Source organism: Epilithonimonas zeae (assembly GCF_900141765.1).
Taxonomy (GTDB): Bacteria; Bacteroidota; Bacteroidia; order Flavobacteriales; family Weeksellaceae; genus Epilithonimonas; species Epilithonimonas zeae.
The window spans coordinates 305797-328558 of record NZ_FSRK01000003.1 but is presented as its reverse complement, the minus strand read 5'-3'; the positions used below and the strand labels follow the sequence as shown (position 1 = coordinate 328558).

Annotated in this window: 22 protein-coding genes; 8 read left to right on the top strand and 14 right to left on the bottom strand. The window is 34.6% G+C overall.

All coding sequences use genetic code 11. The annotated features are described in order from the left end of the window. Positions 1 to 266 precede the first annotated feature (266 nt). The 4 genes from BUR19_RS17760 (at position 267) to BUR19_RS17745 (ending at position 4570) form a co-directional block, all read left to right on the top strand. Entirely contained in the window at positions 267 to 770 is a 504-nt protein-coding gene (locus BUR19_RS17760; RefSeq protein WP_139297414.1) for a ribosomal protein L7/L12, read from the top strand. Positions 771 to 777: 7 nt separating this feature from the next. After that, positions 778 to 1542 (top strand): exodeoxyribonuclease III, encoded by a 765-nt coding sequence (locus BUR19_RS17755; RefSeq protein WP_074236853.1) that lies wholly within the window; start codon positions 778 to 780, stop codon positions 1540 to 1542. Between the two features lie 87 nt (positions 1543 to 1629). Next, entirely contained in the window at positions 1630 to 2262 is a 633-nt protein-coding gene (locus BUR19_RS17750; protein ID WP_074236852.1) for a trimeric intracellular cation channel family protein, read from the top strand. A 76-nt stretch (positions 2263 to 2338) separates the two neighbouring features. Next, positions 2339 to 4570: a C25 family cysteine peptidase gene (locus BUR19_RS17745; RefSeq protein ID WP_074236851.1), complete on the top strand. Its 2232-nt coding sequence runs from the start codon at positions 2339 to 2341 to the stop codon at positions 4568 to 4570. Between the two features lie 71 nt (positions 4571 to 4641). Here BUR19_RS17745 and BUR19_RS17740 read toward each other — a convergent pair whose 3' ends face one another. Then, positions 4642 to 5208: a hypothetical protein gene (locus BUR19_RS17740; protein ID WP_074236850.1), complete on the bottom strand. Its 567-nt coding sequence runs from the start codon at positions 5206 to 5208 to the stop codon at positions 4642 to 4644. Between the two features lie 59 nt (positions 5209 to 5267). Then, positions 5268 to 7070, bottom strand: coding sequence for an excinuclease ABC subunit UvrC (uvrC, locus tag BUR19_RS17735; protein WP_074236849.1), 1803 nt, complete (start codon positions 7068 to 7070; stop codon positions 5268 to 5270). Positions 7071 to 7214: 144 nt separating this feature from the next. Here uvrC and BUR19_RS17730 point away from each other — a divergent pair, with 144 nt between their 5' ends. Continuing rightward, positions 7215 to 8501, top strand: coding sequence for a DUF2130 domain-containing protein (locus tag BUR19_RS17730; protein ID WP_074236848.1), 1287 nt, complete (start codon positions 7215 to 7217; stop codon positions 8499 to 8501). Positions 8502 to 8546: 45 nt separating this feature from the next. On the opposite strand, the gene BUR19_RS17725 is transcribed toward BUR19_RS17730, so the two are convergent. Both BUR19_RS17725 and panD read right to left on the bottom strand, forming a co-directional pair. Continuing rightward, a complete protein-coding gene (locus tag BUR19_RS17725; protein ID WP_074236847.1) occupies positions 8547 to 9572 on the bottom strand; it encodes a lysylphosphatidylglycerol synthase transmembrane domain-containing protein in 1026 nt (341 codons plus the stop codon). A 10-nt stretch (positions 9573 to 9582) separates the two neighbouring features. Continuing rightward, positions 9583 to 9933 carry an aspartate 1-decarboxylase gene (gene panD, locus BUR19_RS17720; RefSeq protein WP_074236846.1) on the bottom strand — a complete coding sequence of 117 codons (351 nt, stop codon included), beginning with the start codon at positions 9931 to 9933 and terminating at the stop codon, positions 9583 to 9585. Positions 9934 to 10262: 329 nt separating this feature from the next. Between panD and BUR19_RS17715 the strand changes: the two genes are divergently transcribed. Further along, positions 10263 to 10562 carry an HU family DNA-binding protein gene (locus BUR19_RS17715; protein WP_074236845.1) on the top strand — a complete coding sequence of 100 codons (300 nt, stop codon included), beginning with the start codon at positions 10263 to 10265 and terminating at the stop codon, positions 10560 to 10562. Positions 10563 to 10632: 70 nt separating this feature from the next. On the opposite strand, the gene ribA is transcribed toward BUR19_RS17715, so the two are convergent. From ribA to BUR19_RS17670, 9 genes are all read right to left on the bottom strand, one after another. Next, positions 10633 to 11226, bottom strand: a complete 594-nt coding sequence (ribA, locus tag BUR19_RS17710) for a GTP cyclohydrolase II (RefSeq protein WP_074236844.1) — start codon at positions 11224 to 11226, stop codon at positions 10633 to 10635. 15 nt (positions 11227 to 11241) lie between these two features. Beyond that, entirely contained in the window at positions 11242 to 11703 is a 462-nt protein-coding gene (locus BUR19_RS17705; protein ID WP_074236843.1) for a chitosanase, read from the bottom strand. Then, complete coding sequence (locus BUR19_RS17700) at positions 11700 to 12314, bottom strand: DUF4254 domain-containing protein (protein ID WP_074236842.1); 615 nt, start codon at positions 12312 to 12314, stop codon at positions 11700 to 11702. The genes BUR19_RS17705 and BUR19_RS17700 overlap by 4 nt, the downstream gene beginning before the upstream one ends. Before the next feature lie 15 nt (positions 12315 to 12329). Next, the gene (tatA, locus tag BUR19_RS17695) at positions 12330 to 12536 is read right to left on the bottom strand and encodes a twin-arginine translocase TatA/TatE family subunit (protein ID WP_074236841.1); all 207 of its coding nucleotides are present in this window, start codon (positions 12534 to 12536) and stop codon (positions 12330 to 12332) included. A gap of 30 nt (positions 12537 to 12566) precedes the next feature. Further along, entirely contained in the window at positions 12567 to 14102 is a 1536-nt protein-coding gene (locus tag BUR19_RS17690; protein WP_074236840.1) for a peptidoglycan DD-metalloendopeptidase family protein, read from the bottom strand. Then, the gene (locus BUR19_RS17685; protein ID WP_074236839.1) at positions 14099 to 14899 is read right to left on the bottom strand and encodes a DUF4292 domain-containing protein; all 801 of its coding nucleotides are present in this window, start codon (positions 14897 to 14899) and stop codon (positions 14099 to 14101) included. The genes BUR19_RS17690 and BUR19_RS17685 overlap by 4 nt, the downstream gene beginning before the upstream one ends. Before the next feature lie 128 nt (positions 14900 to 15027). Next, the gene (locus BUR19_RS17680) at positions 15028 to 16047 is read right to left on the bottom strand and encodes a sugar phosphate nucleotidyltransferase (RefSeq protein WP_074236838.1); all 1020 of its coding nucleotides are present in this window, start codon (positions 16045 to 16047) and stop codon (positions 15028 to 15030) included. 52 nt (positions 16048 to 16099) lie between these two features. Continuing rightward, complete coding sequence (locus BUR19_RS17675) at positions 16100 to 17557, bottom strand: lipopolysaccharide biosynthesis protein (RefSeq protein ID WP_074236837.1); 1458 nt, start codon at positions 17555 to 17557, stop codon at positions 16100 to 16102. A 45-nt stretch (positions 17558 to 17602) separates the two neighbouring features. Next, a complete protein-coding gene (locus tag BUR19_RS17670; RefSeq protein WP_074236836.1) occupies positions 17603 to 19900 on the bottom strand; it encodes a GH92 family glycosyl hydrolase in 2298 nt (765 codons plus the stop codon). Between the two features lie 114 nt (positions 19901 to 20014). On the opposite strand from BUR19_RS17670, the gene BUR19_RS17665 reads away from it, so the two are divergent. Then, entirely contained in the window at positions 20015 to 21352 is a 1338-nt protein-coding gene (locus tag BUR19_RS17665; protein WP_074236835.1) for a dihydroorotase, read from the top strand. 187 nt (positions 21353 to 21539) lie between these two features. On the opposite strand, the gene BUR19_RS17660 is transcribed toward BUR19_RS17665, so the two are convergent. Beyond that, positions 21540 to 22142: an FMN-dependent NADH-azoreductase gene (locus BUR19_RS17660; RefSeq protein ID WP_074236834.1), complete on the bottom strand. Its 603-nt coding sequence runs from the start codon at positions 22140 to 22142 to the stop codon at positions 21540 to 21542. 157 nt (positions 22143 to 22299) lie between these two features. Between BUR19_RS17660 and BUR19_RS17655 the strand changes: the two genes are divergently transcribed. Then, complete coding sequence (locus BUR19_RS17655; RefSeq protein WP_074236833.1) at positions 22300 to 22683, top strand: winged helix-turn-helix transcriptional regulator; 384 nt, start codon at positions 22300 to 22302, stop codon at positions 22681 to 22683. Positions 22684 to 22762: the final 79 nt, after the last annotated feature.

Here is a 22762-nt window from a genome sequence, read left to right as displayed (position 1 = left end):
AGCAAGAAGTTTGGTCATTCTTTAGACGTTTCCAACCCGCTATCCACTATATCTTTTTTGCTTTTAGAACATTTTGTCATCAAAAGAAGATTTGTGCCAAAAAGCAAAAAAGGATGCCGTTCCTATCGGGGCTAAGAAGAACTTTTTGTATTTCTTTTGACCATTCAATCCAAAATCCCGACCTTTGATTTTCAACCAAATCATTTCCAAAAGTAAACGGAGTTTTTTCTGAATCACTAAGAATCTTGAAAACCAAAATAAAAATTATGAAAGACATCGACGCATTACTAAAAGAATACAATCTCGACAGGCAGGAAATTGAAGAATTGCTTCAACAAAATGAAAAGATAAACGCCATCAAACTGGTATTTGATAAAACAGGTTTGGGTCTGAAAAATTCCAAGGATCTGGTAGAAGCCATTCAAAGCAAAGAAACACACTTTAAGGAAGATAATTCCTTAACTAACAGTAATATTTCCGTCAAGACTTTCAGCAAAAATGGACATTTGACCGTCAAATTAAAGTTGAACAATCAACCGGAAAAAGTGGTGTTTCCTTCCGATCCAGATTGGGCTGAGGTCAAAAGAGTGATGGGAAACAAACCAGAAATCATTACTTATGAAAAAGAATATCTGGAAAATCCAACGAAATTTCAAAGTCAGAAAAACACACTTTTCATAGAAGATGAAGGTTCAAGAAAATGGAAAGTCGTACTTTTGGCTTCTGTTTTAACAATCGTTATTATTTACTTCATTTATTCAAAATCATAATAAAATAATGAGAATCATTTCCTATAACGTCAATGGTATCCGTGCTGCATTTACAAAAGACTTCCTCGGTTGGCTCAATGTCGCAAGTCCGGATGTCATTTGCATCCAAGAAAGCAAAGCAGGAAATGACCAAATCGATATAGAAAGTCTTGAAAATTTAGGCTATCACAGCTATTGGCATTCCGCAGTGAAGAAAGGTTATAGCGGGGTAGGAATCGCTTCCAAAGTAAAACCAAACCATATAGAATACGGATGTGGAATAGAAAGCTATGACAACGAAGGCAGAATTATGCGCGCCGACTTCGACGGCTTTTCTGTGATTTCTGTTTATGTTCCGTCTGCTTCCAATATCGAAAGACTTGAATTCAAAATGCAGTTTTGTTTTGACTTTTTGGAGTACATCAAAGAACTCAGAAAAACCATCCCAAATTTAATTATCAGTGGAGATTTCAATATTTGTCATCATGCAATTGATATTCATAATCCAATAGGTTTGGCAAATACTTCTGGCTTCCTCCCAATGGAACGGGAATGGATGACCAACTTTATGAAAGAAAATAGTTTGACGGATAGTTTCAGATATTTTAATGACCAGCCGGATCAATATTCTTGGTGGAGTTACAGAGCTGGTTCACGAGCAAGAAACAAAGGCTGGCGTTTGGATTATAACTTTGTCTCCGAACCATTAAAAGAAAAAATGACCAGAGCAGTAATTCTCCCAGAGGTCAAACACTCCGACCATTGTCCGGTTTTAGTAGAGCTGAGTTTATAGATGATAAATGATAATCGATATTTCATCAGCGATTATTTCATCTAATATTTATAATTTATCATTCATCAACATCATTTATAAACAGTCGTGCACGAGCAAATCAATCTTATTATAGAAATCTTGGGAACTATTTCCTTTGCGATGTCGGGCAGTTTTGCAGCGATGCAAAAACGCTTGGATCCATTTGGTGTTTTGATTATCGCATTTGTAACATCCGTTGGTGGCGGAACTGTAAGAGATTTGTTGTTGGATGTTCCTGTTTTTTGGATGACCGATATGTTAACTTGTGGATTGATTTTCACCACTTGTGTCTTCTCAATGATTTTCAAATCGATAGAAAAGAATTTCAAAGTCACATTGTTTATATTCGATAGTTTCGGGCTGGGGTTGTTCACCATTATTGGTGTTCAGAAAGGTTTGAGTACAGGTTTTCATCCGCTGATTTGTTTAACTTTAGGAACAATTACGGGATGTTTCGGTGGGATTATTCGTGATATTTTACTGAACAGAATTCCGTTAATCTTCCGAAAAGAAATCTATGCGACTGCTTGTATCGTGGGTGGAGGAATTTTTCTTTTATTATCAAAATTCACAACGCTTTCTTATACGTTGGTTCAGATTTTTACTATTCTTTTGATTGTTACCATTAGAACTTTAGCAGTAAAATACCATTGGAGAATTCCGAAATTTTATAGCTATGAGCAAAATGATGAAATGTAGCTAAATTTTATTTTTTATTGAAATATATAAACTTAATCAGCTTTAAATTTATATATTTGATAAAAAAATAAAACTTATGAGAAAAAATGTACTATTTTCTTCCTTAATATTGATTTTTCTTTCCGGTAACTCGTTTGCTCAAGATTTCAAATTGATCAATTCTGACAATCAGAATATTACTGTTGATTTTGATCTGGGTCATTTTGAAAAAACAGAGAAAAGTATCAATGGTAAATATTATCATACCTTTTCCAAACAATATTCTGTTTTGATGTCTGAAGCAGGAAATCCTGCAATGCCATATTTCTCCAAATCTATTCAGCTTCCTGAGAAAGGCGATTTTGAATATAAAATAGTATATGACAGCTACGAAGATATTGATAATATTGATGTCGTTCCATCTAAAGGAAATCTAAAAAGAAATACAGACCCAGAAACCATTCCGTATGTTTTTGGAGATAGTTATAAAAAAGATAATTTTTTTCCTGGTCAACTCGCCAAATTCGGAAATCCTCACATTCTAAGAAATACGAGAGGTGTAACTTTTTCAATTTATCCTTATCAGTATAATCCTGTTCAACGCAAACTTAGAATTTATAAAAATCTGAGAGTAGAAGTTGTCCTTAATAATAAAAAAGGGACAAATGAAGTCACTGCAAAGAAAGCGGACAATACATTTTTCAATGATATTTATTCCAAACATTATCTTAATCATATAACATCCAACAAATATACTCCTGCAAAAGAAGAGGGAGATTTATTAATTATTACAACCCCAGCTTTTGAAAATCAATTAAGTTCTTTGGTGAGCTGGAAGAGAGAAAAAGGTATCAAAACGACAGTTGTGAACACAACATCGACTGGAACTACGGATACAACAATCAAAAATTATATCACCAATTTTTATCAATCCAATCCTAATTTGGTTTACATACTTTTAGTTGGTGACTCTGGAGATATTCCTTCACATACTTATGGTAATAATGGAGAACAGCTTTGGAGTGACTCCTATTATGGGCAATTTACAAATGATTATTATCCGGAAGCTTTTGTAGGAAGATTATCAGGAAATAGTGTCGGAATCAAAACTATGACGGATAGAATTCTAGAATATGAAAAAAATCCTCTTGCTGGAGATTGGATGAAGAATGCAATAGGAATTGGCTCGAATGAAGGAAATGGTTATGGTAACGATGGAGAAGCAGATTATGTGCATCTTAGAAAAATTAGAACTCAATTGAAAGATTATGGCTATCAAAATGTTTATGAGTTCTATCAAGGTTCACAAGGTGGAGAAGATGCGACAGGTGAACCAACGCCAACAATGATTAACAATGCAATGAATGCAGGGATTGGATTATTCAATTACACAGGGCACGGCGATTTGAATCTGATGGTGACTGGGAATTATACTTCTACAAATGTGAAACAATTGAAGAATAACGGGATGTATCCTTTTGTAATTTCTGTGGCTTGTAATAATGGAACATTTGTTGGGAAAACTTGTCTTGCTGAAGATTTGATGTCGGTAAGTTATAATAATTCTCCTGCTGGTTCTATTGCTACTGCGGCCTCAACAATTCTAATGGCTTGGGCGGAACCAATGGAAACACAAGATGAAATGATGAATATCCTTACAGGGGCTTATGAGAACAATAAAAAAGAAACGATTGGCGGATTGTTTTACAACTCACAAATTGGAATGTTGGAAAGTTACAATGCTTCACCAACTGCTATTGAAGTAATGCAGACTTGGGTTCTGTTTGGGGACCCTTCCGTTGTTTTCAGATATGATACGACCAAAGATTTAGAGTTACAACATCCGAATCAGATTGATTCAAATACGCAGACTCTTACTGTTGCCTGTGAAGAGACAGATGCGGTCATTTCTTTGACTAAAAATGGTAACATTATTGGTTCTGCTCGCAGCAAAGATGGAAGTGTTGTATTTGATTTGAGTGGAATTGCTGATGGAGAAGCATTGGCAATTACTGCAACAAAACAAAATTTCAAACCATATCAGGCGACGATTGAGGTTAAGACTTTGGGAGTAGCATCTTTCAAGAAAAATGGAATTGGTATTTATCCAATTCCTGCGAAAGATATTGTCAACTTGTCTTGGGAAAATAATGCTAGACCAACAAAAGTTCTGCTTTATGATTTAACAGGGAAACTATTGCAGACTATCAATAATAATACGGCTGATAAAAAATTACAAATCAACGTTTCCAAATATCCAAAAGGAACTTATCTGTTGAAATATGAAATTGACAACAAAGCTTATTCAGAGAAACTAATTGTTGAATAATCAAAGCGTTGAAAAAGAAAAGGAGCGAAAATATTTTCGCTCCTTTTTTTATTATTAAAATAATTTCTCAATTAGTGGAATTTCCCTCTCATTCTCATATTCGGGTTATGCATATGTTTTTGCATTGTTGGCATTTTCATTTGCTCTTTCATCATTTTGATTTGGTCGGTCATCATTCCTGCAGAATCCAATTGTTTAGCTTCATCCAGAAGTTTTTGAGCTTCATTTTTTCTGCCTTTAGAAAGTGCAGCAGCAGCCAAATTCAGTTTTGCCATTGCTCTGTCGTGCTTCATATTCAATCCGTAATCTAAAGCTTTTTTCATCAATCCTTCCGTTTTTTGAGGATTGTCCTGAGCCGTTGTCAACGCCTGAAGATAATGGAAATAACCGTACTGACTCTTGTGAAGCTGAGATTGATAATTCGTGATATTAGCCAAAAACTTAGAAGCTTTCTCCATATTCTGTTTTCTCAACTGCCAGAATGCTAAAAGAATATTTTCGTTTTTGAAGAAAAGTGCGATTGGAATTGCAGAAAGCACAACCAAAACGATTCCCCAGCCGATGTTACGGTTGAACATCAGATAAACGCCTAGAGCGATAATGATTGCAGCGACTACAAATTTTATGTATTTGTTCATTTTTAAAATTTAGGATGCAAAGATAAGAATTAACAAGAAGAATTCCGATAGTTATAATGTTATGAATTTTGTGGATTATTAAAAAACTCCCAGATAATTTTTGCCTTAGCTTTTCCAAGGATTTCTTCCAAAGTGACTATGTCTGCCTCTTTAACTCTTTTTACAGATTTCAGTTTGGACAGAAGCAATTCAATCGTTTTTCCACCAACACCAGGGATTTCTTCTAACTCAGATTTGATTGTAGAATTTTTCCTTCTAGTTCTGTGATGTTTCACGCCAAAGCGGTGGGCTTCATCTCTAACACGCTGAAGGATTTTCAGCGTTTCAGCCTTTTTATCAATATAAAGTGGAATCGAATCTTCTGGAAAATAAATTTCTTCCAATCTTTTAGCAATTCCGATGATTGTGATTTTTCCATAAAGGCCAAGCAATTTCAGACTTTTGACTGCAGAAGATAATTGACCTTTTCCACCATCAATAAGAATCAGCTGAGGCAAAGGTTCGCCTTCGTCCAATAATCTTCGATAACGTCTGTAGATGACTTCTTCCATTGTTGCAAAATCATTTGGTCCTTCAACAGTTTTAGGATGAAAAATTCTGTAATCTGCTTTGCTCGGTTTTCCATCTTTGAAAACTACGCAAGCCGAAACCGGATTGGTTCCCTGGATATTTGAGTTGTCAAAACCTTCTATGTGGCGCGGTTCTACAGGCATATGCAGAATTTTCTGCATCTCTGACATTATCCTATTAGTATGCCTTTCCGGGTCAACAATCTGAACTTGTTTCAACTTTTCAACACGATATTCTTTGGCGTTTTTTTCAGAAAGCTCTACAATTCTTTTCTTATCGCCAACTTTTGGGACAATCAATTTTACATTAGGGATTTCGATTCCTAAATGGAACGGAATTAGAATCTCCTTCGAACCCGAATCAAATTTCTGACGAATCTCCACAATGGCCTCTTCCAAAATATCTTCATCCGTTTCTTCCAAAACTTTCTTGATTTCCGTCGTAAAACTCTGAACAATAGAACCATTTCTGATTTTGAAATAATTCACATAAGCCGCCGTTTCATCGCTCGTCATTCCAAAAACATCCACATCATCAATACTTGGATTCACAACTGTGTGTTTGGCTTGGTAATCATCCAGAGATTCTATATTCTGCTTTATCATCTGCGCTTTCTCAAATTCCAGATTCGAAGCAAAACGATACATTCTTTCTTCCAGATATTTTTTTGCAAAACGAAAATCACCTTTGATAATTCCTCGGATAGCTTCTACTTTTTCGTCGTAATCTTCCTTAGATTCCAAGTCTTCGCAAGGACCATTGCAATTTTTGATATGATATTCCAAACAAACCCGGTATTTTCCTTCCGCAATTTTCTCTGGAGCAAGATTCAGGTTGCACGTTCGTATTTTATAAAGACTTTTAATCGTATCTAGAAGGATTCTTGCAGGTCTTACTTTGGCATAAGGTCCAAAATACTCTGAACCGTCTTTAATCTTAGTTCTCGTCAAAAAAATTCTTGGAAAATCCTCATTCTTAATACAAATCCACGGATAGGTTTTATCATCTTTCAACATCACATTGTAGAAAGGCTGATGTGTTTTTATCAGATTATTTTCCAGAAGAAGCGCGTCGTATTCGCTGTTTACAACTGTAGTTTCCAATCTATGAATCTTGGAAACCATAATTCGGGTTCGGTAACCGTTCTGATTTTTGTTGAAATAAGAAAGAACTCTCTTGTTAAGATGTTTGGCTTTCCCGACATACAAAAGCTGATCGTTCTTATCGTAATAACGATAAACGCCAGGTTCGGAAGGAAGAGTTTTGAGCTGAAGTTCTAAATTGGGATTCACATTACAAATTTAGCGAAATCGAAGGTTTAAATCTAATAATGACAAAAAAATTGCTAATTACGATTTAGCTTTTTCGATTGGATTTTAATTTCAAAATTATTGATTAATTTGTACCTTGCCTTAACGAAAGAAACCGAAATCATTATGAACGAGATAATTTGTCCAAATTGTAAAAAAGCATTTAAAGTGGACGAAGCTGGATTTGCCGAGATTTTGAAACAAGTTCGCAATCATCAATTTGAAGAAGAATTGCAGGAGCGTTTGAAATTGGCTGAAAGAGAAAAGAACAGCGAGATTGAACTTAATAAAGAAAAATTCAAAAGTTATCTGCAAGAACAGCTTTCTAAAAAGGATGCTGAAATTTCTCAATTAAAATCGGTTAAAGAATTAGAGATTACAGGTAAAGTTTCTGAAAAAGAAAAGGAAATTCTGGAACTAAAAGCAAGAATTGAAAAAGCCGAAACCGAAAAGAAATTGGCGGTTTCAGAAGCTGTTCAGAAATTTGAGAAAGAAAAAAATAATCTCGAAAATGAGAAAATTGATCTTGGCAACAGACTGAAAAATAAAGATTTGGAGAAAGAGCTTTCCGAAAAATCTTTGAAAGAACAGTTTAATGAAAAGCTGAAGTCAAAAGATGAAATCATCAAATATAAGGATGAAGAAATCGACCGTGTAAAGGAAATGAAAGCCAGACTTTCTACCAAAATGCTTGGTGAAACTTTGGAACAGCATTGCGAGATAGAGTTTAATAAATTGCGTGCTACTGCGTTTCCAAATGTTTATTTCGAAAAGGATAATGACTCGCGTTCCGGCAGTAAAGGTGATTTTATTTTTAAGGAATTTGATGATTCGGGTAACGAAATCATTTCAATTATGTTTGAAATGAAAAATGAAGCTGACCAAACTGCAACTAAAAAAAGAAACGAAGATTTTTTCCGAGAACTAGACAAAGACAGAAGTGAAAAAAAATGCGAATATGCCGTAATGGTTTCTTTGCTGGAAACCGAAAATGAGTTTTATAACACAGGTATTGTGGATGTTTCGCATCGTTTCCCGAAAATGTATGTGGTTCGTCCGCAGTTTTTTATTCCGATTATCACACTTTTGAGAAATGCTGCTATGAACTCTCTGCAGTATAAAAAAGAACTTGCTTTAGTAAGGAATCAGAATATTGACATTACCAATTTTGAAGAAAAAATCAATGTATTCAAAGAAGGATTTGCGAAGAATTATGAATTAGCAAGCCGACAGTTTAAAACTGCAGTTGATGAAATTGATAAAACGATAATTCATCTGCAAAAAACAAAAGATGCATTGCTTTCTTCTGTTAATAATCTGCGTCTTGCCAATAATAAAGCAGAAGATTTGACCATCAAAAAACTGACTTACGGAAACCCTACAATGAAGGAAAAATTTGATGATTTAAAATAAAAATATCATTCAAAAGAGTCAAAGAATATTTGGCTCTTTTTTTAATTAAATTTTTCTATTCTTAGCCAGCATTGGAATCGAAATCAAGCCCATTACAAGCATAATAATGATTTGTAATGGCAATGTTATGAAAGAGTAGGCGAGTCCTAATTCTCCACCTTCTATTGCATCTTTACCCATTGAAATAAACAATGCTGTGAACCCGAATTTCATCGCTAAGTTGAATGCGCCAATTCCGCCACTTGCAGGAATAATCATTCCTAATGTTCCGACAACTAAAATAAAGCATCCGTCTGCTGGTGTAAAATTTGATGTTTCTGGAAGTGAAAAACAAACCAAATAGGAAGCAAAGAAATAGCAAATCCAGATTCCTGCTGTCAAAAGAATGAATTTTCCTTTTTGTTTCAAATTGAAAATTGATTTTAATCCTTCGAAAATCCCTTTCCCAAAACCAATGATTTTATTGTAAATAGATAATTTTTGCAGCGATCTTCTGAAAATAAAGAAGATAATCAGAATAAAGATAATGCAACTTAAAACTATATAACTTGTACTATAATCAGATTGAGGTTGAGTTTGTTCTTTTTGTTGAGTCGCAGATTTGTAAAAAGCTAAAAGAGCATTATATTTGAAAATCAAAGTCAATAAAGCGAAAATTCCCATACAAACCAAATCAACAACTCTTTCCAGAATAATAGTTCCAAAAGATTTGTCAACCGGAACTTTTTCAACACCGTAAAGTGCTGTCGAACGTGCAACCTCTCCACTTCTTGGGATTGTAAGATTCATCAGGTATCCGAAAGAAAGTGACCAAAGCGAATTGCTGTTGGAAATTTTGTAACCCATTGGTTCCAGAAGAAGATTCCATCTCACGGCTCTGAAAATGTAAGCGGAAACACCAAAAACTGCTGCAAATGCTACCCAAAGATAATTGGCTTTTTGCAGAGAACCTTTGATTTTGTCAAAGTCCAATCCTCTAAGAGCAACCCAAAGAAAAACTCCCGCAATTGCAATAGAAATTAGAACAGTAAGAATATTTTTTAAAACAGATGACTTTTTTTCTTCCAAAATAGCTGAGGAGTTATGTTAGAAGATTGGTCTTTTCGTCTGGAAAAACGATTTTTGGTTGAAAATCTTTAGCTTCCTCAGGACTCATTTGTGCATAAGCAATGATGATGATAATGTCACCTTTTTGAACTTTTCTTGCAGCTGGTCCATTCAGACAGATTTCACCAGATTTTCTTTTTCCCTTAATCACATAAGTGTCAAAGCGCTCGCCGTTATTCACATTCACGATGTAAACTCTTTCGCCTACAATCAAACCGGCCGCTTCTATAAGGTCTTCATCAATAGTGATACTCCCAATATAATCAAGATCCGAAGCTGTGACACGGACTCTGTGGATTTTCGATTTAAAAACTTCGATAAACATAGGTGCAAATTTACGCTAAATAAATAAAAGTTTGAAAAAATTTATATTCAAAAAGTCAATATAAAACCTCGCAAAATAAATACCAATTATTATGGATTTATGAATACTGATATTACTCATTGTATTTTGGCTCAATTGTTGATTAATAGTGGCAAATCATCAAATACGGACTATGTTAAAACGTGTGTTTTCGTTAACATTGATTTTAATAAAAATTCATTATAATAAAATAAAAGATATATTTTTCACTAAATTTTATAAAAATATTTGCGTGATATCAAAATTGTCTTATATTTGCTATAACAACATAACTTTAATTAATAAATATTATGAACAAGTCTGAATTAATCGACGCTATCGCGAAGGATGCAGAAATCACAAAAGCTGCTGCAAAAAAAGCTTTGGAATCTTTTGTTGCTAATGTAACAGAAACGCTTAAGAAAAAAGATGGTAAAGTATCTCTAGTAGGTTTTGGAACTTTCTCAGTATCTGAAAGAGCTGCTAGACAAGGTATCAATCCTGCAACTAAAAAACCAATCCAAATTGCAGCAAAAACAGTTGCTAAATTTAAAGCTGGTGCTGATTTGGCTACTGCGGTTGCTGGTCCTGCAAAAGGAAAGAAAAAATAATTTTATTTGAGTTTATCAAATAAAAAACCCGTCTAAGACGGGTTTTTTTGTTTTTATAAATTAAAGATTTTTAATTTTCGTCATCCAAAAGATGTCCGAAGAAATCTTTTTTAGTTTTTAGATAAGAAGCGCTGGATTCATTCGATTTGATTTGAAGCGGAATTCTGGAATTGAAATTAATTCTGCTATCTTTTATAATCTGAATTTTCTCCGGATTATTAGTCATTAAATTCAAAGATTTGATTCCGATTTTTTCAAGCATTTCTATTGCGATTCCAAAATCTCTGTCATCTGCAGGCAATCCTAATTCCAAATTAGCCTGAACAGTATCAAAACCTTTTTCCTGAAGCGCATAAGCTTTCAGTTTATTAATGATTCCGATGTTTCTGCCTTCCTGCCTAAGATAAATAATTATTCCTCCATTTTCCTGCATATATTGCATTGCGGAATTGAGCTGCTGCCCACATTCACATTTTTGTGAATGAAAAACTTCGCCAGTGATACACTCAGAATGAATTCTAACATTAACAGGTTTTTCTAAATCCGTATTTTCAGCTATAAGAGCCATATGTGGCATCCAGTTTTTATCGTCCTCGGAAAAAGCCATCATTTTGAACTTCCCAAATTCTGTGGGAACATTCGCTTGTGCTTGTATATTTAACATCGAATATTAGTGTAATTAATTGGAAGACATAGAAGTAGTCTCCATATTTTTATTGAGAGAGGCTTCCAAGAGATTCATATTGGTTTTTATTTTAACCATATATCTGTTCAGAACTTCGTCATCGTCTGTAATCAAAAACTTTCTAAGTTTCTGAATTTTTTTGTACGCTTTTTCAAATCCTTCCAATGATCTGTGTTTATCAGATTGATTGAAATTGCGAATTGCCGTTAAGTAATCTGTAAGAGAATTTTTCAAAACTCCAACTTCTCTGTTTACAGCATCGTTTCTGAATTTTGGAAAAGTGGAAACTAAATTTGAAATTGAGGAAGCATAAACAATTGCTTCAGGAGTAAGATATGCATAGGTATCTGATAAAGAATCACCATGCAATTCTTCTGACGCTGCCGAACTTGTAGAGCAAGAACCAGCAACATTGATAATGAATATTGTCGTTAAAAGTTTAAAAAAACTTTTCATTTTTTCTGCATTTTTTGATACAGGATTGGGTTAAGACTTTCATCATTATACATCTTCATTTGTTTGTAAAGTTTCATCTTAACTTTACCATTCTCTATATCAGAAAGCAGCTGATCTATAGCTGTTGACAAATCTTTATGTTGTTCCAAAAGGATTTGCAGTTTTTGAGAACATTGTAGTTTATGTTCTTCAGAAGCATCTTCCCGAGAAGCTTCTATAGACATATGATAAATTTTCAAAGATAAAATAGAAAACCTATCGATAGACCAAGCTGGCGTTTCGCTGTTGATTCTGGCATCAGAATTGGGAGTAATGGTCTCAAAATTTTTATAGAACCAAAAGTCGATTTGCTCAACAAGATCTGTTCTTTTTTGATTGAGTTTATCAATCCTTCTTTTTATTTTTAAAGCCTCTATCGGGTCAATATCTTCTTCTCGAATAATATCTTCCAAATGCCATTGAACGGTATCAATCCAGTTTTTTGAATACAAAATCCATTCCAAACTATTAGCTTGGAATGGATTGATTTCTTCTGAATTAACGTCATCTTTTATGTGATAATCTTTAACTGATTGGTTAAAGATTTCCCATGCTTTTTCTGTTAAACTCATTTAAAAATTCTTTTTTTAAGAAGGGTTGTTTGAATTGTCAGATGATGAAGAATTGTTTTTTTTATCTTCATCCTTAACAGCATCTTTAAACTCCTTGATACCTGAGCCTAAACCTTTCATTAATTCAGGGATTTTTTTACCTCCGAATAATAAAAGTAATATCAAAGCAACAATTAATATATGTTGCCAAGAAAGACTTAATATAACTGTGGATATTGTCATTTCAATTTTTTTACAAAGTTAAAGTATTTTTTAATACGAAACCCAACCCAATGGGTCTACTGGATTTTCTCCACTCCAGATTTGGAAATCCAATGTTATAGATTCATCAAAATCACTGCCAACTTCACCAATTAAAGTTCCAGCAGAAACCTGTTGATTAGCTTTTACCAATGTTGATGCTAGATTAGAGTAAACTGTAAAATAGTTCCCATGTTTCACAACAACCGTTCTGCTTCCGTTGATAGATTGGATGCTGGAAACAACCCCAGGGAAAACACATCTAGCTTTAGTTCCTTTAGCAACTGCAATTTTGATTCCGATATTTTCTTCTACAATATTTTTGAAAACAGGATGTGGCTGTCGTCCGAAACGGTGTGTTACGCTTCCTCTCTCAACAGGGAAAGCAATATGTCCTTTATTATCTGCAAAATTACTTCCTACAGTAGAGCCAACGCCGTAACTTTTCATTACTTTTTTCTCAGCTTCATCTTTTGCATCTTCATTTCTTTTGTTGATGGCATCTTCATTAGCTTTTGCAGCAGCCAGTTTTTCAGATGCTGCTTTTGCTCTTTCAGCTGCGTCTCTGGTTGCTTTTTCAGCAGCCGCTTTTCGCTCAGCCGTTTTATTAGATTCGGCTAATTTTCTTTCTTCTTCAATTCTTTTAGCCGCTAGTTCAGTTGCTTTTTTTGATTCTGTTTCTGCTCTTTTTCTTTCTGCTTCTGCAGCTGCTAGTCTAGCTCTGTTTTCAGCCTCGATTCTTTCTTTTTCTTTTTTAGCAGCTATATCGGCTAATCTTTTTCTTTCTGCTTCCGCTTTTCTTTCTGCTTCTTCTTTTGCTTTAGCAAGTCTGATTTCCTCAGCAATGATATTTCTGATCTGGCGTTCTAAGTCTTTGGATTGAGCTTGTTTTTGTCTAAGTTCAGCTGTTAATCTAGCTTCATTCTTTTTAAATTCATTAAGGAGATCCTGCTTTTGTTTTCTTTCGATTTCTATAGTGGCAAGATCTTTTTTCTGAGCTATCAAAAGATTATCCTTTTCAGACATCGATTTTTTCTTCAATGCGATGTTTCTTTTGATTTGGGTTGCTTTATTTGTGATTTCAGCGGCTTTCTTGTCTTGATATTCAGAGTATCTTTTGAGATATTCAACCCTACTAAGTGCTTCTCCAACATTTTTAGATGAAAGTATGAAGGTTACTTTGTTTTGAACACCTTTTGTTTTGTACGCTTTTACTAGAATTTCAGCATAGTTTTTACGCAGAACTTCTAACTCACGATTATTTTTGTTGATTTCCAGCTGACGTTTGTAGATATCATCTTCTATGAATCTTTTTTCTTTCTGGGTATTGGTGTAAACCTTTTCTCTCAGTGTAATCTTTTGATTCACTGCATTTAAGTAGGAGATAGAAAGTTTGGATTCTTGTTTAGTTTGATTCAAAGAAGCATTGATGGAAGAAATTTGTTTTTTAAGGTCTGCATTTTGTTTTTGCAGAACCTCTTTATCTTTTTGTCCAAAAACGCTTCCGAAAAGGATGATACTTATAAAAAAGCTTAATTTCTTAATCATTTGATCTCTGTCTTAGTATAATTGGCAGGAACGGAATAAGTAGTTTCCATCCGGGAAAAATCAAATTTCGTATTTTCAATTAATATTTCGTCAGTTTTATTAGCTTTTATAATTATTTTAACATTTTTTGGAAAGCTCTCATTGTTCAAAATTATCCTGTTAGAATAAGTAATTTCGAGTTGATTATTGTTAGCTGGATTTGTTAAAAGAACGTGATTTAAATTTAAATCCTGATCATAACCTAATTTGATATTGTACTCTGTAGTTTTACCATTTTCAGTAATTTTTTGAGTCTCTTTGGATTTTAATATGAATCCAGAAATATCCGGTGTCAAATTATAATTCTTTTCTGAGACTGGGATGAAAGTTTTACCAAGAAGCAAATTCTGTAAAGCGTTATAATCAATGAAATTAACATTCAGAAGTTTGTTAAGATAACCAAAATCTGAATCAATATAAGTTTTGTCCAATTTATAATAACCTTTGATACCTTCTGGTGTTGCAACGCCTCTGGCAGCTTGCAAAATGACTGCTGTAAGATTCATCCAAACTTTCTGTCCATTTTCTACATAGATTACAGCGTCCAAAGTTGGAATGAAAGAACCTGTTCTTGCATCAATTTTACTGTTGATTTTAACAGCATCAAAAGTTGATTTTTTTTCTATTGTAGAGAAAAACTGAGAGTTGTTTTCAATAGGTTTTGTTGTGCTAACTGGTTGCTCTTGAGTTTGTTTCTTTTGAACACTACAAGATGTAACCAATAAAGCTGAAAATATGATTTGAAAATATGATTTCATAAATTTTTTTCGAATGAATCTAACAATATTAACGCCAAAAAAGAATTAATATTTCTAAAAACTTAGTTAAATAAAATAACAAACTTTGCCAGATATCTGACAAAGTTTGTACTATAATTAATGTTGAATTAATCCTTTGAAAGGAAATCCAAAACTGAATAATCTCCTAAAGAAATCTCTCTTGCTACTCCAAAATATTTGGCAGAATTACCAATCATAGAGTTGCTTAAATTTCCGTGGTCGATAATTGTATCCTCCTGAATTAATGAATTATCAATATTAGAATTGATAACGACTGTGTTTTTTCCCAGAGAAACGTTAGGTCCAATTTTCGAATTAGAAATTTTCACATTTTCTCCGATAAAGCAAGGCGGAATAATCATACAATTTTCAATCTCTGCAGAATCTGGATAAGTCGCCATACATTCTTTTTCGTATTCCAGAATTTTGCTGTTGGTTTCAACGGTTGCGTTTTTGTTTCCACAATCCATCCAGTCATCCACTTTCCCAAGAGAGAATTTAGCGCCTTTTGCTCTAAGATTTTCTAATGCTGTTGTCAACTGGTATTCGCCACCTTCCATAATATTGTTATCCATGATATGGTCAATTTCTGCCATCAATTTTTCAGCAGAATTGAAATAATAGATACCAATAATTGCCAAATCAGAAACGTATTCTTTGGGTTTTTCTACAAAATCTGTAATGAAGCCATAATCATCCAATTTCACAACACCGAAAGCTGAAGGATCTTCTACTTTTTTTACCCAAATTACACCATCTGCATTGGTATCCAAATGGAAATCTGCACGGAAAAGAGTGTCAGCAAATGCAATAATCACGGGTCCGCTCATACTTTCTCTCGCGCAATTAATCGCATGAGCAGTTCCAAGTGGTTCATTCTGAGCATATATGCTACCTTTTGCACCAAGATTTTCAGCAACTTTGATTAGAGAAGCTTCTACTTCCGGGCCAAAATCTCCAATGATGAAAGCGATCTCTTCGATTGGTTCATTAGCTACTTTTGCGATATCTTCAACCAGTCTTTGTACGATTGGTTTTCCTGCAATTGGAATCAACGGTTTAGGTACCGTAAGAGTATGTGGTCTAAGTCTGGATCCACGTCCAGCCATTGGAACTATTATTTTCATAAATTATTTTTAAATAGTTGACTATTAGTTTTTTAATAGTGATCTTGAGTTGTTACTTTATTCCTAACTTGTTAAGGATTTTAGCAGGAATTAATTTTTCCTTTCTTAGCAAGAAGGTTGCCAAAATTAGAAATATAACATTTCCTAACCAAATGTTTTCTTTTAAATATTGGTAATATGCCAGAGACACTACCATTGTGATCAGAATCACAGTTATATTTTTATAAATATTGTAAGGAATCGGGTATTTGTAATGTCCCCAAATGTACGAGATAACCATCATAGCAAAGTAACTCGCAATGGTTGCCCAAGTCGAAGCCCAGTAACCATATTTTGGAATGAAATAAAAATTAATAGCTATGGTTATTAAAACGCCAATTGCAGAGATGTATGCACCGATAATCGTTTTGTCAGTCAATTTATACCAAATCGAAAGGTTAAGATAAATACCTAAAAATAAGCTGGCAAAAAACAGAATAGGAAGAATTGAAATACCTTCGTAATATTCCGGATTGTTGATGTAAACTTTTGCGATCCAGTCGAGATTGACAGATAGGAACAAAACAATCAGACAGTTGATTGCAATGAAAATATCCATTAATCTGACATAAGTTTGATTGGCATTTTTGTTTTTTGAATTACTAAAGAAAAAAGGTTCAATTCCTAAAGAATAAGCTTGTCTAAAAAGAATAACAAAAGTCACAACCTTCGCAACACCACCGTAAACGCCTAATTCGTGTCTTCCGATTTCTTCTGGTAAAAGAAATTTAAGAAACTGTCTGTCAAATGTTTCGTTGATGATTCCAGCTAAACCGGCAATCGTAATGGGCCAGGAATATTTGATCATTTTTTTCCAAAGTTCCCAAGAGAAATGCTTTATCCTTGCGATTAGTAATTCTTGTGACAGCATCAAAAAAGTGACAGCACTTGCAACCAGATTCGCGACAAAAACGTAACCGATTCCAAACTCCGGACTGTATTTCAACCCAAAAATTCCGTCCGGATATTTTGGAAGAATGATGATGAAAAATACAACTAAAAGAAAATTTATAATTCCGTTTGTGATTCGGATTCCGGCATATTTTAATGGTCGTTCGTTTTTCCTTAGCATTACAAAAGGCATTGCGCAAAAAGCATCCAAGGCTAAAGTCACAGTAAGAATTGCCAGCAAATCTACTTGGTCAGGCGTTTTAAAAGCATTCGCCAATGGTTGCCTGTAAAGTAATGTGAAAATTAAATAGATTAATGTTACTGTTAAAACACTGAAAAATGAAGTCGAAATCAATTTTCTGTCATCTTTCTCATCAAGGGCAAAGCGAAAAAATGTGGTTTCCATTCCGTGCGTCAAAAGTACAGCGATAACGCCAGCTACGGAATAAAAATCAGCAAAAGGTGAATAGGCTGTAGGACCGAAAGTTCTTGTAATAATTGGATTAATTACAAATGGAAACAGTCTGATAATCACAGTTGTTAATCCATAAAGCGCAGTTTGTCCGAGAAGCTTCTTCAATTCAAAAATTTTTGCAAAAATAATCTATTATTACAAGAATCCGATTTATTTCTTCAGCTTATAATTCATAAAGAAAACCAATTTTCCACCTTTCATAATATCGTCGTGCTTCAATTTGTAGCCTTCAAATGGTTTTCCGTTCAGCTCGATTCTTTCGATGTAAATATTTTTCTCTGATTGATTTTTGGCTTCGATTTCAAAAGTTTTTCCGTTCTCCAAATTCAGTTTTGCATTGACGATATTCGGACTTCCAATCCAATATTCATCCGAACCCGGCGAAACAGGATAGAATCCCAAACTGCTGAAAATATACCACGCGCTCATCTGCCCGCAATCGTCATTTCCGCCCAATCCATCTGGTTTTGCTTTGTATTGCATTGTCAGGATTTTTCGGATTTGAGCCTGCGTTTTCCAAGGTTGTCCTGCAACATTATAAAGATAAGCGACGTGATGCGCAGGTTCGTTTCCGTGAACATATCCGCCGATAATGCCTTCTCGAGTAATATCTTCCGTATCAGCAAAAAACGCGTCAGGCAAATGCATTGAAAATAATTCATCAAGATTTTCCCCGAATTTCTTTTTCCCACCCATAACTTTCATTAATTCCTCAGGATTGTGCGGAACGAAGAAACTGTAATTCCAGGAATTTCCTTCGATAAAGCCTTGTCCGTGCGTACTCATCAAATCAAATTCTTTTTTGAAACTTCCGTCAGATAATCTCGGTCTCATAAAACCAATCGATTTATCGAAAACGTTTTTCCAGTTTTCGGAACGTTTCAGATATTCATTATAAATATCAGTTTTGCCTAATTTCTTAGCGATTTGAGCAATGGCCCAATCGTCATAAGCATATTCCAAAGTGTTGGAAACCGATGTCCCGTTTTTCTCCGCAGAGATGTAACCTTTATCGATGTATTCGCCGATGCCTTCGTAATTTCTTTTTTTGGAAGTCGCAATACAAGCCTTCAAAGCTTCCTCCGGATTTCCGGTGTAAGTTCCTTTGATAATCGCATCAGCAATCAGTGAAACCGAATGATAACCGCTCATACACCAGTTCTCATTCGCATAATGTGACCAAACAGGCAACATTTTCAAACTGAATTGGTCGTAATGCGCCATCATCGACTGGGTCATATCATTGTTCCGTTTTGGCTGAATGATATTGAAAAACGGATGCAAAGCGCGGTAAGTGTCCCAAAGTGAAAACGTGGTGTAATTCGTAAAACCTTTGGCTTGATGTACATTTTGGTCAAGACCTTTGTATTCGCCATTCGCATCCATATAAGTGGTTGGATTGATGAATGTGTGGTACATCGCCGTGTAAAAATTCACTTTGTCATCTTCGGAAAGTGTGTTGACAACGATTTTATTAAGTTCTTTATTCCAATCGTTTTGAGCTTGAGATTTTATTTTTTCGAAGTTCCAATCCGGCGTTTCTTTGGTTAAATTTCCCAAAGCATTGGCTTGGCTAACTGGCGAAATCGCAAATTTGATTTGAATTTTCTCATTTTCCTGAGTATCGAAACCAAAATGCATTCTGATTTTCTTTCCTGCAATCTCGGGGAAATTATCGTCCTGATTCCACTTTCTCCAGAAACCTCGGTAAGCTTGTTTCGAATCAAAATTTTTCTGACCATAAGATTTGAATGGTTTCGAAAATTCCATTGCGAAATAAACCGTTCTCGTTCTTGCCCAGCCATTTGTTTGTCTGTAACCTGTGATTCTGTGGTCGTTTTCAATTCTTATATAAGTCCAGACATTTTTGTCATCGTAATTGTAAATGCCTGCCATCAAATCCAAAATAATATGTGCGTCATCGGATTTCGGAAAGGTGTATTGATGAACGCCAACTCTTGTAGTAGCCGTCATTTCAGCCAGAATATTATAATCGTCAAGCTTCACTTTGTAATAGCCGGCTTCCGCTTTTTCGTTTTGATGAGAAAATCTGGAACGAAATCCACTTCCCGGATTTTGAACAGTTCCGGGATTTAATTTTAACTTTCCAACTGTCGGCATTATCAAAAAATCGCCCAAATCCGAATGTCCGGTTCCGCTGAAATGCGTGTGCGAAAATCCGACAATCGTTTTGTCTTCATAGCGATAACCAGCGCAATATTTATAAACGTCAGGATTATATTTTCCGTTAACTTCATAAGAAAGCGAATCGGTTTCTGGACTCAGCTGAACAGCGCCAAATGGAACGGTTGCGCCTGGAAAAGTGTGTCCCATTTTTTCGGTTCCGATGATTGGATTTACGAATTTCGAGAGGTTTTCTAATTTTTGGGAACTGAATAATGAAGTGAATAAAACGGGTAGAATTAAAATGTATTTTCTCGGAGACATTCTTTGGAATTTTGAAGCAATTTAGTCAAATAATTTTTGCGCTGATTTAATACTTCAAATATTTGGAGTAATCATTTTCAAAAACTTAATTTTGTTTCTGTCTAAAAAAGTAAAATGAAAATCCTAATAAAAAATGCTCAAATCGTAAACGAAGGAAAAATTATCCAAAGTGATATTCTTATCGAAAACGATTTGATTTCTAAAATATATTCCAATATTAATGAAGAAGCTGACCAGATTATTGACGCTTCCGGAAAATATCTTTTGCCTGGAGTAATTGATGACCAGGTTCATTTCCGTGAGCCGGGCTTGACACACAAAGGTGATATAGAATCTGAATCCCGTTCTGCAATCGCAGGTGGAACAACAAGTTTCATTGAGCAACCTAACACGGTTCCAAATGCGGTAACTCAGGAATTGTTGGCTGATAAATACAAAATTGCGTCGCAAAAATCTTTTGCCAATTACGGATTTATGATGGGCGGAACGAATGATAATCTTGAGGAAGTTTTAAAAACAAATCCAAGAAATGTTCCTGGAATCAAATTGTTTTTAGGTTCATCAACGGGAAATATGCTGGTTGATAATCCCGAAACGCTGGAAAATATTTTCAGCAATACCAAAATGCTGATTGCCGTTCACTGTGAAGACGAAGCAACAATCAGAGCCAATACCCAAAAATATCTGGATGAATATGGCGAAGATATTCCCGTGAAATTCCATCATTTGATAAGAAGTGAAGAAGCTTGTTATAAATCTTCATCAAAGGCGATTGAATTGGCAAAGAAAACAGGAGCTAGACTTCACGTTTTCCATTTGTCAACGGATATTGAGACTGACCTTTTCCGAAATGATATTCCATTAAAAGAAAAGAAAATAACTGCGGAAGTTTGCGTTCATCATTTGACTTTCACGAATGAAGATTACGAAACAAAAGGAAACCTCATCAAATGGAATCCGGCGGTAAAAACTTTAAAAGATAAAGACGGACTTTGGGAAGCTCTTTTGGATGATAGAATTGATGTGATTGCAACAGACCACGCGCCACATACTTGGGAAGAAAAGCAAAATGTTTATACGAAATGTCCTTCCGGAGCGCCTTTAGTTCAGCATTCTTTGGTGGTAATGCTGGAGAATTTTAAAAATGGAAAAATTTCTCTGGAAAGAATTGTTGAAAAAATGGCTCATAATCCTGCAATTTTGTTCAGAATTGAGAAGAGAGGTTTCATCAGAGAAGGTTATAAAGCAGATTTGGTTTTGGTTGATTTAAATCAAAACTGGACAGTTGATAAGGAAAACATTCTTTACAAATGTGGCTGGAGTCCACTCGAAGGAATGAATTTCAATTCAAAAGTTACTCATACTTTCGTCAATGGAAATCTGGTTTACGAAAACGGAAAAATTAATGAAGAAAAATTCGGGGAGCGATTGCTTTTTGAAGTTCAGGAATAAATTATAGCGAAATAATTATATCAATAGGAACGGGCTTTAGCCCGTTTTTTATTTTTAAGAATCAAAATTAGCTTTAGCCAAAATTTAAATCTCTCGCAGATTGAGCAGATGAAGCAGATTTTAAAAACAATAATCTGTAAAATTTTCTCAATTTGCGAGAGAGTATTTATCTAACAATCACTTGAAATTAATCAATCACAATACTGTCAATTCCTTTTTCTAAAGCATTTTCCATAATTCCCGGAATTGCCAGACCTTCAGCACGGAAAACACTTACATCCGAAACTCCATAGAATCCAAAAACATTTTTAATATACGGAACATTCGAATCAAACACTTGGAAAGGCCCTTCAGAATAAATATTTCCTGAGGCAAAAGCGATATATAGTTTTTTGTCATTCAACAGGCCTTTTGGTCCATTTTCGTCATATTTAAAAGTATATCCGGCTCTCGAAGTGAAATCAAGATAAGCTCTCAGCGTTGCAGGAACGGAAAAATTGTACATTGGAGAATCGATAACAATAATATCGGCTTCTTTTAATTCAGAAATCAAATCTTCAGAATATTTGTTGATGGATTGTTGCTCTGTAGAATGGTTTTCAGCCGGCGTAAAAAAAGTGTTGATGTGAGACTCATCCAAAAGTGGAGTCGGGTTTGTCGTAAGATCACGTTCTTTTAAGACAGCATCAGAATATTTTTCCTGAATTTTTTCGATAACTACATTTCCTAATTTTCTGCTTGCAGACAAATCTTTTCTAGGACTTGTGATGATGTGAAGTACATTTTTCATATGTAAATGATTATTTTTTAATTTTTTTAGAATTGCTTTTCAGCTAACTCATTTTTAATGATTAAAATTTCTACAGCAAAATTATGTACATTTGCTTATCAAAAGTAAGTAGTGAACAAAAGGTTAGTAGTAACCTTTGGGTAAGTTAACAATCATTATGGAAAATAATATCGAACTGGAAGAGCCTGTAACCAAAGCCAGATGTACGGAAAGCCTGTCTTCTGTAGAAGATGCGATTTACGTCATCGGTGGAAAGTGGAAACTGAAAATCATCATTGCATTGCAGGAACACGGAAACATTCGGTTTAACGAACTGCAAAGAATCGTTGCCGGGATTTCCGCAAGAGTTTTGTCAAATGAACTGAAGGATCTGGAACTGAACGGTTTCGTCAAAAGGGTAGTGCACGCCGAACAGACGCCGGTTGTGGTAGAATACCTTTCCACAGATTACAGCAGAACTTTAAAACCAGTGATTATGGCACTTTCGGAGTGGGGAAGAACACATAAAAAAAACATCAGAGAAGATGTTTTTGAAAAGTAAATATCAATAGGAGTAGGTTTTAGCTCGTTTCATAATTTTAAAATAAGATTGGCTTTAACCAAAATTTAATCTCACGCAA